Origin of the sequence: Marinomonas sp. SBI8L, from assembly GCF_001624705.1 — a bacterium.
Taxonomy (GTDB): Bacteria; Pseudomonadota; Gammaproteobacteria; order Pseudomonadales; family Marinomonadaceae; genus Marinomonas.
This window is the reverse complement of the sequence record NZ_JSEO01000012.1, coordinates 172842-186197: the sequence shown is the minus strand read 5'-3', so window position 1 is coordinate 186197 and position 13356 is coordinate 172842. Positions and strand designations below refer to the sequence as shown.

The following is a 13356-nucleotide window of genomic DNA, read 5'->3' as shown; positions in this document are numbered from 1 at the left end:
AGAGTATATTGAGTATTACAATACTCAAAGAATTAAGGTAAAACTAAAAGGCCTGACACCGATAGAGTATCGATATCAGGCCTTACAAGCAGCTTAACAAAGCGTCCAACTTTATGGGGTCACTTCAAAGCTCGCTTTTTTTATGATCAAATTAATTACACTACAGCAATCAATTCAACATCAAATACCAACACAGAGTGAGGCTTGATCATAGCGCCAGCGCCTTGAGCACCGTAAGCTAATTCAGCTGGGATAGTAAGACGGTATTTAGAACCTTCTTTCATCAACTGAAGCGCTTCAGTCCAACCAGCAATTACGCCAGTTACTGGGAATTCAATTGGCTCGCCACGTGCGATAGAGCTATCGAAAACCTGACCGTCAACTAGACGACCTTCATAATGAACACGTACAGTAGACTCAGTTGTAGGAGTCGCGCCTGTACCTTCTTCAACAACATGGTACTGAAGACCGCTTTCAGTGATTTGAACGCCTTCTTTCGCTTTGTTTTCTTCTAGGAAAGCAGCGCCTGCAGCAATCGTTTCTTCAGAAGCAGCTAATGTTTTAGCTTCCATTTCTTCTTGTAGGCTAGCAAAAGCAGCTTCTAGATCTTCACCAGAAACGCGCATTTCTGCACCTTTTAGGGAATCTTCAATTGCAGCAAAAAGGTGAGGTAGAGAAATATCACCTAGATCACTTCCACCTAATTGATCACCGATTTGACGACCAATACCATAGCCAATTTTAGCTTCTTTTGAGTCGAACGATAGTTCAGACATAATTTCTCACTCTCTTCATTAAATAAATAAAGCGGGCATCATATCACAGTCATTTAATAGAACCGAAGCGCAAAAACATGCAAGTTTGTTAAAAAAATATTGAATGATATTGATTATCATTTATAATTTATTTATTCAATTAGGACGATCAAAATGAAACTCTCTGACTTTAATCAAATTTCAAATCATCCACAAAAAATTAAGCCTAGCAGCCCAGCTTGGGATATTGCTTTTGTCTGTGCAATTTTTATCATAGCAAGCAGCAGCTTCTTCTATGATAGCTACCAAGAAGCGAATCCAAACCCATCTTTAAAGAGTGCTCAATTAAATCTCAAATAAGACCTGCTTATGATGTAAGTCAGCACTTTTAACTCCCCTAGGCATACACTATAACCAAGATAGTCAAACGGAGTTAAGCCATGTTACCTCAAGTTAAAACCATTCTATTTGCCTGTGATTTAGAAGATAAAACACAAGAATCTTTATCCCTTGTGATGTCGATAGCAGCCAGCCAAAAAGCCAAAATCATTTTCATGCATGCCATAGAACCTATGAACCACCAGGCTCAAAGCATGATAAATAACTACTTGCCAATTGAAGAGTTACAATCACTTAGACGAGAGGCACTCAATAGCGTTAAAGATGCAATGGAGACTCAAATCACCATCTTTTATGAAAACCATGCTAATAATAACGAGCTTCCAGAAAAGCCTGAATATTTAATTATTCAAGAAGATGCAAGCAGCGCTATTAAACATGCCGTTGAAGATCATAAAGTGGATCTTGTTGTTATGAACAGCCGAACCCACAGTAAAATTGGCCAAATGATCATTGGCTCAACTGCAAACAAAGTCATTCATCAAAGCCAAGTGCCTGTTATGGTTATCCCACTAAGATAATTACTGGCCTTTAAATTACTTCTTAGATAGACTGCTACTGTATAAAAACACAGTAGCAGTCTTACATGATTCTCTATATTGCCGAAAAACCCAGTCTAGCCCGTGCTATCGCCTCAGCCTTTCCTAAGCCGCAAAAGAAAGAAGATGGCTGTATCTGGCTCCCTAATGGCGATTGTGTGAGCTGGTGTATTGGCCACCTTCTAGAACAAGCCGAGCCTGATGCATACAACCCTGTCTATAAAAGTTGGCAATTGGATCATTTACCCATTGTGCCAGAGACTTGGCAATGGCAAGAAAAAAGCAAAACTCGAAAGCAGCTTAATGTACTTAAAAAGCTCATCAAGAAATCTAGCCAATTAGTCCATGCAGGAGATCCTGACCGAGAAGGACAGCTTCTAGTTGATGAAGTTATACACTATCTAAAAGTATCAAAAGCAAAACAAGATAATATCCAGCGCCTACTCATTAGTGACCTTACCCCTTCTGCTGTAAAAAAATCACTGGGTCAATTACGACCAAATAAAGAGTTTTCAGCGCTTTCAAGATCTGCCTTAGCCAGAGCCAGAGCAGATTGGTTACACGGTATTAATTTAACCCGTGCTTATACCATTAAAGGTAAACAAGGTGGTTATCAAGGCGTACTATCAATAGGGAGAGTACAAACTCCTATTTTAGGTTTAGTCGTAAAACGAGACGCAGAAAGAGAAAACTTTACCCCTAAAGACTTCTTCCAAGTCTTAGCCAATATAGAAACACCTAAAAATGAAGCCTTTAAAGCGAAGTGGATTCCGAGTGAAGCTTGCGCGCCTCATATGGACAGTGAAGGTAGAGTGTTAAATAAAGCGTTAGCTGAAAATGTGATAAAGCGCATTCAAGGACAAGACGCTAAAGTGCATCAAGCGCAATATAAGAATAAGCGTCAAGCACCTCCTTTACCCTATAGCCTTTCCAGTTTACAGATAGATGCTGCTAAAGCCTTTTCTATGTCAGCTCAACAAGTACTAGATACCTGTCAGGCTCTCTATGAAAGACATCAACTGATTACTTACCCAAGATCCGACAGTCGTTATTTACCGAACGAACAATTTAAAGATGCACCAGGTGTTATTAAAAGCTTGAGAAATAACTTGCCACAATGGCAAGATAAGTTAAATAAAGCCAATACCAGCCAACGCTCTAAGGCTTGGAACGATAAAGAAGTACAAGCACACCACGCGATTATCCCAACAGCTAAACAAGCGAATATTGACGGCTTATCGCAATCAGAGAAAAAACTGTATGAGCTGATCGCTCGACAATACTTGATGCAGTTTTATCCTCACTATGAGTACCTAGATTCAATTATTGAACTTATTATTGCGGGAGGTCTATTTCGCAGTAAAGGCCATACTAGCCTTTCGCAAGGATGGAAAGCACTGTTACCAGAGAAAAAGAAAGATGAGGAAGAAGGCAATATCTTGCCTAAAGTTGCCATAGGTGATGTCTTGTTTTGTCATAAAGGAGAGCTTATTTCTAAGGTGACAACACCGCCACCGGCCTTTACTGATGCGAGCTTACTTGCTGCCATGACAGGTATTAGCCGCTATGTAAAGCAAGCAGACATTAAAGCTATTTTAAAAGAAACCGATGGCCTGGGAACAGAAGCAACACGAGCAGGGATTATTGAATTACTCTTTCGTCGAAACTTCCTAAAACGACAGGGCAAAAACATTATTTCCACTGAAACAGGTAGAGCCCTTATTCATAGTTTACCAGAGAGCTTAATCACACCCGATATGACAGCGAAATGGGAAGCGGGCCTAAATGATATTTGCCAAGGCAGTGGCTCCTACTTAAATTTCATGGATGAGCTACAAACAAATTTACTTCAGCTCATTGAGCAAGCTAAAACAACTAATGTTGAAGTGTTTGCCACACTGCCTAGCCCAAGTAAAAAACCTTATAAAAAGAAATCCACTTACCGTAAAAAAGCAGGGGCAAAGTACACAAAAAAGCCTAAAACAAGTTAACTGTCTTAGGCTTTTAATTTCGTGTGTTTACGATATTTATGAGTCAGCGTTATGCCTAGCTACCAAGGCCTAGCCAAGCTCCTACTCCTACCATCAAGCTACCAGAAAAACGATTCATAGCCCTTACATTGCTAGATTGAAGTAGCAAGGTTCGTAATGTTCTGCCGCCACTTGCATAGATCATGAGGCAAATAAACTCTAAGGTTAGAATCACACTAATCAGTGTAATCAACTGAGATGTGAGTGCTTGCTCTGGATTTAAAAATGGTGGTAACAGCGCAACAAAGAATGCCCAACCTTTAGGGTTGGCAATGGCTGTAACAAAACCTTGTAGAGCAAGCTCCCTTCGACTCGCTTGCTCTTTTTCTTGTTCAAGTTGTATTGCCATCTTGCCTTTTGAGCGCCACATTTGCACACCAATATAAGCAAGATAAAGTCCACCAAGAATTTTGAAAGCCAAGAAGAAATTAGGATAATTTAATAATAGCGCTGCTACACCAACCGCAGCTAATGCCGCCACTAATCCCACACCAATAAGCTCGCCAAGCATCATCCATAAAGCACGCTTAACACCAATAGTCATGCCCATTGTCATGGCAAGTGTCATACACATACCAGGTGTTAGAGAAACAAAAAAAAAGGTGGGAATAAAGACTGTTAGTAGTGCAATTTCCATATTAGCCTCATAGGTAAATTAACAAGGCTAAGGTCTCATGCAAGTCCTGAAAAATCAATACTAGTTAGTTAGGGAAACTAAATAATTTTAGGCTGTTGTACTTAAAGAAACATACAGAGTTAGAAGGTTTTTTTCTTAGTAAACTCCCCCTCTTCGATGAACTTGTTCCACTCATCATCAAGGCCGTCTTCTTCCTCTTGATCTTCAGCCGCAGCTTCAGCTTCTTGTTGCTGTAACTTAAGATCACTTTCTATTTCATCCGCCGCTGAATTGTATTTATTCATGGCCTCTTTTGCTTCTGGTGTTTCTTCAATTTCTTCTAACTCACCTGCGGCAGTACGATACATATCAACGGCTTCTTGTAACTTACCCGTTAAAAAAAATTGGCGAGCTTGGTAGGCCTTGTGATCTGCATTCAACTTATAACGATAAAAACCAATAAGTTGTCCATATTTATGGAAGGAATCTGGATCGAGTTTTTTATCTTCTTTAGATTGCTGAATAAAGGTAAAGAAAGAGTCCAACAAACGACGAATATTAATAATCAATAACTCATCATTGATGGGCTTTGCCTTGCGCCTTTGCTTGCTAGTTTGAAACTTTTCCATTTCTTCAACCACATGCCCTCTACGTTTAGCAAGTTTCTCATCTGGAGCGAGTTTCATTAACTCATCATGGATGCCCACTAAACGAGAGTAGAGCCAAAGTCGCATATCTTTTGGTTGATACTGAGGAGGTAAGTCATCAAGATAATGACGCACTTGTCGTGTTTGATTATTCAGCATAGCGACTTTTCTTAACTTCTCTAACCTAGCTTGCTCCTTCATCTGCAAGGTTACGACAAAGCCTATAAAGCCAATACCAACAACTAATAATCCAATGATAATAAATGAAGACATTAGAAGCCTCTGACGATTGACAGTAACAATAGCATAATCTTAAATCTCACCATTTTTGTTATCAGTTCCTAAGTTAAGCCTTTAGTTTGACCTAGTCGCTGTATGTTCTTGTTTTTGAGCTTTCATCATAGTATGCAATTTTTGATCCAATCGACTTATTTTATATTGCAACTTTTCAATTTCCTCTTTTGAACTTTCAACTGATACAAATTTTTCTAAACCAGCCAAAGCACTCAAATACCTCTCCCTAGCTTGGCTTAACCTATCTGCATCCAAATCCTGCTGAGCAATGTGAGATAAAAAATCAGTTGTCGCTAACTGCCTCATAAAGCGGATTTGTTCAACTTGTTTAAGGGCAATCCCTTTATCAAGCTGTCCTTGCGTCGTTAAACCTTTTAAAAAAGTGGGTAGCACGGTCAAGCCTTCATTGACCTTATCTAGATGAGCCTTAGAAGACACTCTTTCTAGGTTAAGCGTATATTTCCCTGCTTTCATTAAACTGGCTACGTGAGTCATTTCATTCAGCGTCGCTTCATGGCTCTCTTTTTTGTTCATCTTCTGTAAGTGAGTCAAACCACTTATCAGAAACTCTGTCAGAATCATCTTAGTTTGAATCGGCATATAACGATCAGAAATTAAATGTAAAATGCCAGCAATACGATCACAGCGTTTCTGCAATAAATTATCCGCTAATAATTGCGCTCTTCTGCGTGCACCGATAATACGAGCTAATTGTGAACCAATAATTAGAATTGACACAAAGAGTACAAAGGTGACTATGATTAGCAGATTATCCATAAATGACTTAACTCAAAATCGTAAAAACAAGAAAACTGAGTGTAACTTTGTTTACACTACCCTTCAGTTTATATCATTCCGCTAAACTTAGTTACAAAAAAGGCCAGCATAAGCTGGCCTTTCAATGACTACTTGGAAAAATTAACCATTAATATGGTTAAAACCAACAAGCATGTAGAACAATATAGCTGCTAGACAGCCTGATGCAGGAACAGTGATAACCCATGCTGCTGCGATTTTAAATAGAGCAGAACGTTTAACTAGTTCTTGTTTAGTTGCTTTCTTCAGACCTTTACGCTCTTTCTTAGAGATAGGTGAATCATCTCTAAGTTGCTTAAGTTCACGTAAGATTGCACGTTTACCTTCCACATCAGCCGCTTCAAAGCGCGTAACAAAGCTATTCGTTTCATCTTTGTCATGACCAGCATCTTCTGAGTGTTCAATGATTTCAGCCAGTTTTTTCTCATATGACTTTTTAAGGTATTCACGTAGGAAGCCCACACCAAAGATACCACCAACCGCAATATGAGTAGAACTCACAGGTAAGCCAAGCTGAGAAGCAATGATTACAGTGATAGCAGCAGCCATCGCGATACAGAAAGCACGAGTTTTATCTAGTTCAGTAATTTCCGAGCCAACAGTACGAATCAGTTTAGGGCCATAAAGCGCTAGACCAAACGCAATACCAATACCACCCACTAACATGATCCATAATGGAATCGTTGCCTTACTAGAAATACCACCAGACATTAGTGCATCGTTAATCGCAGCCAGCGGCCCAATTGCGTTAGCAACATCGTTAGCACCGTGTGCAAAACTTAGTAGTGCAGCAGAAATAATCAGAGGAATAGTAAATAAACTGTTAACACTGTCTTTATGATTCTTCAGGCTGGCAGACGCTTTCGCTACGATCGGACGAACAAATAAATAAGCACCTGTTGCAATCGCAAAACCAAGCATTGCAGCAGTAACAATATCTGTTTTCCAAATTTTCTTAAGGCCTTTCATGATTAGGTAAGTAGAGAAAGCCCAAACCATCAAAGCAACCAATAGAGGCACGACCTTGCGAGCAGCAGCAATCATGTCGTTTTGATATGTAACAGATCGTTTTATATAAATAAGGAATGAAGCTGCAATAAGTCCGCCTAATACAGGTGAAATAACCCAACTAGCAGCAATCATAGACATTTGCCCCCAGTTAGCAATTCCCCAACCACCAGCAGCAATACCAGCACCTAACACACCACCCACAATAGAGTGAGTCGTAGAAACAGGTGCTCCTAGATAAGTTGCTAGGTTAAGCCAAGTTGCGCCAGCTAATAAAGCGGCCATCATTACCCAAATAAAGGTTGCACTATCAGCAATGGCATTCGGGTTAATAATTCCTTTTTTGATGGTACTAACAACACTACCACCAGCAATCAAAGCACCAGATGCTTCAAATATAGCGGCGATCAAAATAGCGCCTGTCATGCTTAGAGCTTGTGAGCCTACCGCTGGGCCAACATTGTTCGCTACATCATTAGCACCAATGTTCAGTGCCATATAGGCACCAATTGCAGCAGCAATTGCTAGAATAGAAACGTTTGAGATACTCTCGCCATTCATTGAGGCATAGAAACCTGTTGCTACCACAAAGGCAACAGCAATAATTAGACGAACAAGATCACTTCCAAGAAGTGACGAGTTAGTTGTTACAGAATTTGATTTTGCACGATCCATTCTGGGTCTTCTCTATTTAAATTAAATGGTACCAAAGTCATTATTCTCAATATCAGTTTCGACCTTGGCTTATTAAGGTCGCAATCCATGCAATCGATATTGAATCTTTGGCATTTATATTGGGCTGAAACAAATTCGTCATGAAATTGTAACGGCGGCAATTCTACACTGAGCAAAAACAGATAAAAAGCGTTAGAACCTTTGTTTACTACATGTTTATGACATAAAAAAAGAGGCCAATTTAGGCCTCTTTTGAAGTCTGATCATAAAATTTACATTATAATCAATCACATAATATTAGACGCAATTTTAAATGCTTCAAAAGTGTGACTAATATATGAATCTTTTGTTACAGTTTAATGACAAGTCCGAATTCTTGGCTTGAATCTTCAATCCAACGCCACACATAGTCAGAAAAACTACGACGAACCACTAACATAAAACACTTCTCATCAAGTCGATTCATCACCACACTAGCTTTAGCAAAATGTGTCGTTACTGTTTTACCCACTGGTAATTCAGCTTCAACATCATAACCACAGCTCTTTTTCATCAAGGTGATCACATCATCGCCTGAAAGCTCAAACACAGTTTGACCTCCAGAAACATCCACGACAGAGAAGTGGCCTGTTAACTTAGCGCGTAAGTTAGCTTCTAATTCAGCTTCATCACCTTTAGCACTGATAATTAGCCACTCATTTGGACTGATCCAATGAATAGAAACATCCGCATTGCTCGCTGAACTTAGCGCTTTCACTGGCAGGCTTAAGCCTAAAATCTCTTCGACAGATGAAACAAAACCAGCATCACCACTATTACCACGTAGCGTTAGGTGGCCATAAAACCCACGCTCTTGAAAAGTAACACCACCTTGCTTTGCAGACGGAAAACTAATATGAGCCAGTGGTGTATCAGGCCTAACTTTAACATTGACATTAGACATGCTGTTTCTCCCCTTTGGCATCATAGAAAACATAGTCAGTAATTTCAGCTTCAATGGTGCGACCATCTGCTAACGGGAAGTAAACAGACTCGCCTTTACGGTTATGACCATCTTTAATTACAGCCAACGCAAAACTATGGCCTAATACCGCACTGTAATAACTTGAAGTCACATGCCCTACCATTGTCATAGGGATACTCTCATTCGGATTACGAACAGCTTGAGCACCTTCTGGCAAAATAACGTTAGCATCTTTCGGCTTAAGGCCAACAAATTGCTTACGATCTGTACGTGACGTATCAGGTCGAGTAAAGGAGCGCTTACCAATAAAGCTGAACTCTTTATTCTTACCAATACACCAGCTCATATCCATATCTTGTGGCGTAACAGACCCATCTGTGTCTTGACCGACAATGATAAAGCCTTTTTCAGCACGTAATACGTGCATTGTCTCAGTACCGTAAGGGGTAATATCAAACTCTTTACCCGCTTCCATGATAGCTTCCCAAACGTGCAAACCATGATTTGCTTGAACGTTAATCTCGTAAGAAAGCTCACCAGTGAAACTGATACGGAAGACACGAGATTTAACACCCGCCACGGTACCGCTACGCCAATCCATGAACTTAAAGCTATCTTTATCAAGATCAATATCATCACATACTTTCGCTAATACTTTGCGAGAGTTAGGACCAGAAATAGTCATGGTTGACCAGTGGTCTGTCACTGATGTCATATAAACTTCTAGTTCAGGCCACTCTGTTTGATGCCAGAGTTCTAGCCACTCAAGTACATTAGCCGCACCACCCGTTGTGGTGGTTAGAATGAAATGATCATCGGCAATACAAGAGGTCACACCGTCATCCATGATCATGCCATCTTCTTTCAGCATAAGACCATAACGACATTTACCGACTGCTAACTTGCTCCAAGCATTGGTATAAACACGGTTTAAGAATTCACGCGCATCTTTACCTTGGATATCAATCTTACCAAGTGTAGAGGCATCTAATATGCCCACACTGTTACGCGTTGCTAAACATTCACGATCCAATGTTTGTTGCATGGTTTCACCAGGCTTAGGGAAATACCAAGGACGTTTCCATTGGCCCACATCCTCAAACAAGGCGCCGTTAGCTTCATGCCAAGACTGCATTGCTGTATAACGAATAGGATCAAACAAACTGTCTGTATCACGTCCAGCAATCGCACCAAAAGTTGTTGGTGTATAAGATGGACGAAAAATCGTTGTCCCTGTTTCTGCGATGGTCTTATTCAAAGACTGAGCAGCAACAGCCATACCATTAATGTTACCCAACTTACCTTGGTCAGTACCAAAGCCTAACGCTGTATAACGTTTAACATGTTCAATCGACTCAAAGCCTTCACGTGTCGCCAGCTCAATACCCGCCGCAGTTACATCGTTTTGCATATCAACAAACTGCTTAGGTGCGCGACTCACTGACTTAGAGTGCGGTACTAAGAATAGCGCCTGAGCTTGTCCTGTTTTAACAAGATCAACACTCGGTACTTTAATTGAGTTAGAACCATCACCAAAACCGGCTTCACATGCCGCTTGTGCACCGGTTGCTAGGCCTTGCTCAAAAGTGTCGTGTAGTTGATGTTGTCCCATTAGGGAGCCTACACAATGTTGCTTCTGTACCGTTTTACCAGGTAAGAATCCGATAATGTCATCGTTCCATACTGGGCGAGCTCCTGTGTGGCAACTCAGATGTACAACAGGGCTCCAACCACCAGACGTTGCAATAATATCGCAATCATAATTCTGGCTAGCGCCGGTTACTTGTGTACCTTCCGCATTAATTGGTGCCACAGTCGCAGCATAAACACGACGGCTACCTTTTGCTTCAATAACAGCATGTGAGAACCAGATCTTAAGACCTAACTTTTTAGCTTCTTCAACCAGTTCGCCATTTGATTCAGCGCGGCTATCAGCAATACCGATTACTTTACGGCCGGCTTTATGCCAATCAATTGCAGCTTGATAGCCGGAGTCGTTTGCTGTCGATACTACTAAAGCATTACCAGGAGCGACTGCATAACGATTTAGGTAAACACTAATAGACGAAGCTAGCATCACCCCAGGAATATCATTGTTAGCAAAGATCAAAGGTCGCTCTTGTGCGCCTGGTGCCAAGATAACTTGTTTCGCACGGACACGATGCATACGCTGACGAGCCCCTCTTGGAGAAATCTCACCAAGATGGTCTGTACGACGCTCAATCACAACCAAGAAGTTATGATCGTAATATCCCATAACCGTACTGCGAGGCAGTACAATCACATTTGAATAGTCTTCTAGTGTTTCAATTGTATCTTGCAGCCATTGGCTTGCAGGAGCACCATCAATTGTTTGGGTCGTGCTAAGTAGGCTACCACCCATTTCGTTTTGTTCATCAGCAATGATAACTCGCGCGCCTGTTTTTGCAGCAGCAAGTGCCGCAGAAAGGCCAGCCGGACCTGCACCAACAATCATCACATCACAATGATGATTAATTTTGTCGTAAGTATCTGGATCTGGTGCTGTCGGGGCTTTACCTAAACCTGCCGCTTTACGAATAAAGTGCTCGTATGTCATCCACAATTTTTGCGGGTACATAAAGGTTTTGTAGTAAAAACCAGGAGGCATCATGGCACCTGCTTTTCCAAGCGTAGCCATCAAATCAAAGTTAACACTTGGCCAACCTGCAACTGGGTTTGCGACAAGGCCTGCATACAACTCCTGTTGAGTTGCTCTAACATTGGGAATGGTAGATGCGCCAGTGCCTAACTGAATAACCCCATTTGGCTCTTCGCTACCATGCCCTGTGATACCACGAGGACGAGAATATTTAAAACTACGGGCAATAATATCGACACCGTTAGCTAACAAGGCTGAAGCAAGTGTATCCCCTTCAAAACCCTTATATGATTTTCCGTCAAAACTAAAGTTAATGACTTTTTTACGATCAATACGACCGCCACTGGCTAAGCGTTTGTTCTGACTCATGTTACGTCGCCCTCACTTTTCACTGCAGGCTCTTCACCTATTTTATAACTTTCATGAATTTTGTAAGTTACCGTGTCACGGGTAACATTAAAAAATTGACGACATCCGGTGGTGTGATACCAAAGTTCGTGATGAATGCCCTTCGGGTTCTTTCTAAAAAATAAGTAACTTCCCCACTCTTCATCCGTTAACGCTTCTGGATCTTTAGGACGCACAATATGCGCCTGTCCACGGTAATGAAATTCATCTTCCTCACGATATTCCTGACAATGAGGACAAAAGATATGCAACATAAGAATACCTCCTAGTGGGCAACGCCGGCAGCGCCGTGTTCGTCAATTAAGAAACCAGAATTAAAGCGATCAATAGAGAAAGCTTTTGCCAGTGGATGTGGGTCATCATGCGCAATCGTGTGCGCAAAAACGTTACCTGAGCCAGGTGTCGCTTTGAAGCCACCTGTGCCCCAGCCACAGTTAAAATACAAACCAGGTACAGATGTTTTACTAATGATTGGGCAAGCATCAGGTGTCGTATCAACGATACCACCCCAAGCGCGGTTCATACGTACACGTCGAACATCAGGGAAAAGCTCACAAATGGCAGCTAAAGTATGCTCAATACCTTGGAATGATCCACGTTGACCATAACCATTATAAGAGTCGATACCAGCACCAATAACCAAATCACCTTTGTCTGATTGACTCATGTAGCCATGTACCGCATTCGACATTACAACCGTATCAATAATCGGTTTAATCGGTTCAGATACACAGGCTTGTAGAGGGTGACTTTCTAGAGGAAGCTCTAAACCAACCATACGAGCAAGTTCAGAAGAGTTACCAGAAGCAACACAGGCCACTTTTTTCGCAGCGATAAAACCATTGTTGGTTTCAACACCACAAACTGCGCCTTCATGGCGGCGAATACCCGTCACTTCTGTCTGTTGAATTAGATCAACACCTAGCGCATCAGCAGCACGAGCAAAACCCCAAGCAACGGCATCATGACGAGCAACACCAGCTCTTGGCTGCCAAGATGCCCCTAACACTGGGTAACGCGCATTGTCTGAACAGTCCAGTAACGGACAAATTTCTTTTACTTGGGCAGCATTAAGAACACTACCATCGATACCATTTAAGCGGTTAGCATTAACACGTCGCTCGATATCACGCATATCTTGTAGGTTATGCCCAAGATTTAATACGCCGCGTTGCGAGAACATAACGTTGTAGTTAAGGTCTTGGCTAAGACCTTCCCACAACTTCATTGCATGTTCATACAAGTTTGCAGCTTCATCCCATAAGTAGTTAGAGCGAACAATGGTGGTATTACGCGCGGTATTACCGCCACCTAGGTAGCCCTTCTCAATTACAGCAACATTGGTAATACCATGTTCTTTTGCTAGGTAATAAGCAGTTGCCAAACCATGACCACCACCACCAACAATGACAACATCATAAACCTGTTTTGGTTTAGGATTACGCCAAACTCTTTGCCAATTTTCATGATGACTTAGAGCATGCTTAAAAAGACTAAACACTGAATAACGTTTCATATCACCACCCTAGAAATTGCTGCCATATTGTTCACTGCCATCAACTGCTAAATAACTACTTTATTAGGA

General features: G+C 41.3%; 13 protein-coding genes. 4 read left to right on the top strand and 9 right to left on the bottom strand.

Going from position 1 to position 13356, the window contains the following annotated elements:
* Nucleotides 1-97 (top strand): IS3 family transposase (locus OA91_RS24090; RefSeq protein WP_157203854.1); only part of this gene is annotated, 97 nt, incomplete at its 5' end.
* A gap of 58 nt (nucleotides 98-155) precedes the next feature.
* On the opposite strand, the gene OA91_RS17965 is transcribed toward OA91_RS24090, so the two are convergent.
* The gene (locus OA91_RS17965; protein ID WP_046019230.1) at nucleotides 156-776 is read right to left on the bottom strand and encodes an FKBP-type peptidyl-prolyl cis-trans isomerase; all 621 of its coding nucleotides are present in this window, start codon (nucleotides 774-776) and stop codon (nucleotides 156-158) included.
* A gap of 153 nt (nucleotides 777-929) precedes the next feature.
* On the opposite strand from OA91_RS17965, the gene OA91_RS17960 reads away from it, so the two are divergent.
* The 3 genes from OA91_RS17960 (at nucleotide 930) to OA91_RS17950 (ending at nucleotide 3684) form a co-directional block, all read left to right on the top strand.
* Nucleotides 930-1115, top strand: a complete 186-nt coding sequence (locus OA91_RS17960) for a hypothetical protein (RefSeq protein ID WP_063339350.1) — start codon at nucleotides 930-932, stop codon at nucleotides 1113-1115.
* Nucleotides 1116-1195: 80 nt separating this feature from the next.
* Entirely contained in the window at nucleotides 1196-1675 is a 480-nt protein-coding gene (locus OA91_RS17955) for a universal stress protein (protein ID WP_063339349.1), read from the top strand.
* Between the two features lie 65 nt (nucleotides 1676-1740).
* Nucleotides 1741-3684 carry a DNA topoisomerase III gene (locus OA91_RS17950; protein WP_063339348.1) on the top strand — a complete coding sequence of 648 codons (1944 nt, stop codon included), beginning with the start codon at nucleotides 1741-1743 and terminating at the stop codon, nucleotides 3682-3684.
* Between the two features lie 55 nt (nucleotides 3685-3739).
* Here the strand turns inward: OA91_RS17950 and OA91_RS17945 are convergent, their stop codons facing one another.
* The 8 genes from OA91_RS17945 to OA91_RS17910 all read right to left on the bottom strand — a co-directional run bounded on the left by OA91_RS17945 (nucleotide 3740) and on the right by OA91_RS17910 (nucleotide 13287).
* Complete coding sequence (locus tag OA91_RS17945; RefSeq protein ID WP_046019226.1) at nucleotides 3740-4360, bottom strand: LysE family translocator; 621 nt, start codon at nucleotides 4358-4360, stop codon at nucleotides 3740-3742.
* Nucleotides 4361-4479: 119 nt separating this feature from the next.
* Nucleotides 4480-5259 (bottom strand): hypothetical protein, encoded by a 780-nt coding sequence (locus tag OA91_RS17940; RefSeq protein ID WP_063339347.1) that lies wholly within the window; start codon nucleotides 5257-5259, stop codon nucleotides 4480-4482.
* An 81-nt stretch (nucleotides 5260-5340) separates the two neighbouring features.
* Nucleotides 5341-6057, bottom strand: coding sequence for a hypothetical protein (locus OA91_RS17935; RefSeq protein ID WP_063339346.1), 717 nt, complete (start codon nucleotides 6055-6057; stop codon nucleotides 5341-5343).
* Nucleotides 6058-6198: 141 nt separating this feature from the next.
* The gene (locus OA91_RS17930) at nucleotides 6199-7779 is read right to left on the bottom strand and encodes an inorganic phosphate transporter (RefSeq protein ID WP_046019223.1); all 1581 of its coding nucleotides are present in this window, start codon (nucleotides 7777-7779) and stop codon (nucleotides 6199-6201) included.
* 349 nt (nucleotides 7780-8128) lie between these two features.
* Nucleotides 8129-8722, bottom strand: a complete 594-nt coding sequence (locus OA91_RS17925) for a sarcosine oxidase subunit gamma (RefSeq protein ID WP_063339345.1) — start codon at nucleotides 8720-8722, stop codon at nucleotides 8129-8131.
* Complete coding sequence (locus tag OA91_RS17920) at nucleotides 8715-11732, bottom strand: sarcosine oxidase subunit alpha (protein ID WP_063339344.1); 3018 nt, start codon at nucleotides 11730-11732, stop codon at nucleotides 8715-8717. The genes OA91_RS17925 and OA91_RS17920 overlap by 8 nt, the downstream gene beginning before the upstream one ends.
* Nucleotides 11729-12025 (bottom strand): sarcosine oxidase subunit delta, encoded by a 297-nt coding sequence (locus OA91_RS17915; protein WP_046019220.1) that lies wholly within the window; start codon nucleotides 12023-12025, stop codon nucleotides 11729-11731. The genes OA91_RS17920 and OA91_RS17915 overlap by 4 nt, the downstream gene beginning before the upstream one ends.
* 11 nt (nucleotides 12026-12036) lie before the next feature.
* Nucleotides 12037-13287 carry a sarcosine oxidase subunit beta family protein gene (locus OA91_RS17910; RefSeq protein ID WP_046019219.1) on the bottom strand — a complete coding sequence of 417 codons (1251 nt, stop codon included), beginning with the start codon at nucleotides 13285-13287 and terminating at the stop codon, nucleotides 12037-12039.
* Nucleotides 13288-13356: the final 69 nt, after the last annotated feature.